General features: G+C 76.8%; 1 protein-coding gene and 1 pseudogene. Both read left to right on the top strand.

Annotation, left to right across the window (positions count from 1 at the left end; genetic code table 11):
- A pseudogene (locus G3I53_RS15095) lies at positions 1–416 on the top strand (nickel transporter); the annotation flags it as partial.
- 49 nt (positions 417–465) lie between these two features.
- Positions 466–1,360: serine/threonine-protein kinase (locus tag G3I53_RS15090; RefSeq protein ID WP_343240626.1), on the top strand; the 895-nt coding region annotated here is incomplete at its 3' end.

Below are 1,360 nucleotides of genomic sequence, written 5' to 3'. Positions count from 1 at the left end.
CCCCCGGCTCCGCTCACCCGCACGCCGTCGTGCACACCCACGGCGGACGGACCCACGCCCACCCGACCGCGCCCACCCTCCGCGGCACGATCCTGCTCGGTTTCGCGGGCGGGCTGGTGCCGAGCCCGTCCGCCGTGGTGGTGCTGGTCGGGGCCGCCGCGCTCGGCCAGGCGTGGTTCGGGCTGCTGCTGGTCGTCGCCTACGGCGTCGGGCTGGCCCTCACCCTCACCGCGGCCGGGTACGCCGTGGTCCGGGCGGGCAGCGGCATGGCCCGGCTGCTGGACCGCCGGCCCCGCTGGACGGCCGGCCCGGTGGTGGGCCTGGTCCGCCGGAGCGCGCCGCTGGGATCGGCCTGCGTCGTGGTCGTCGTGGGGGCCGGACTGGTGTTCAGGGGGGCGGCATCCGCTCTCGGCTGAGCTACTTTCAACAGGAACGGGAGCATTCGCCCGATGCGAAGGGGGCGCCGTGTCCGACGGACAGGGCAGTGAGCGCGTGATCGCGGGCCGCTACCGGCTGCTGGCGCCGCTGGGTGAGGGCGGTATGGGGACCGTGTGGCGGGCCCGCGACGAGGTGCTGCACCGGGAGGTCGCCGTCAAGGAGGTGCGTGCTCCCGCCGGGCTGCCCGCCCCGGACGTCGAGCGGATGTACGCCCGGCTGGAGCGGGAGGCGTGGGCCGCGGCCCGGATCGCCGACCGCAACGTGGTGACGGTGTACGACGTCGCGACCGAGGACGGGCGGCCGTGGATCGTGATGGAGCTGGTGCGCGGTCTGTCGCTGGGGGAGGTGCTGGAGGCGGAGGGGCCGATGTCCCCGGCGCGTGCCGCGGGGATCGGCGCGGAGGTGCTGGCCGCGCTGCGCGCCGCGCACGCCGCCGGTGTGCTGCACCGGGACGTGAAGCCCGCCAACGTGCTGATCGCCAACGACGGCCGCGTGGTGCTCACCGACTTCGGCATCGCGATGGTGGAGGGCAGTTCGGCGCTGACGATGACCGGCGAGGTCGTCGGCTCGCCCGAGTTCCTCGCCCCGGAGCGGGCCCTGGGCCGGACGCCGGGGCCCGAGTCGGACCTGTGGTCGCTCGGCGTGCTGCTGTACGCGGCGGTCGAGGGCTCCTCGCCGTTCCGGCAGGACACCCCGCTGAGCACGCTGCGCGCGATCGTCGACGAGGAGTTGCCGCCGCCGCGCCGGGCGGGACCGCTGGGGCCGGTCGTCGAGGGCCTGTTGCGGAAGGATCCCGCCGAGCGGTTGCCGGCCGGGCGGGCGGAGAAGGACCTGCGGGCGGTCGCGGCCGGGCGGCCCCCGCGGCGCGGGGACGGCGTCGGCCCGCCCGCGTACCCGTCGACGGTGTCCACCCCGCACCCGC

It is taken from the genome of Streptomyces sp. SID14436, assembly GCF_010548465.1.
Taxonomy (GTDB): domain Bacteria; phylum Actinomycetota; class Actinomycetes; order Streptomycetales; family Streptomycetaceae; genus Streptomyces.
Note: the sequence above shows the minus strand (reverse complement) of the source record. Positions and strands in the feature narration are given on the sequence as shown.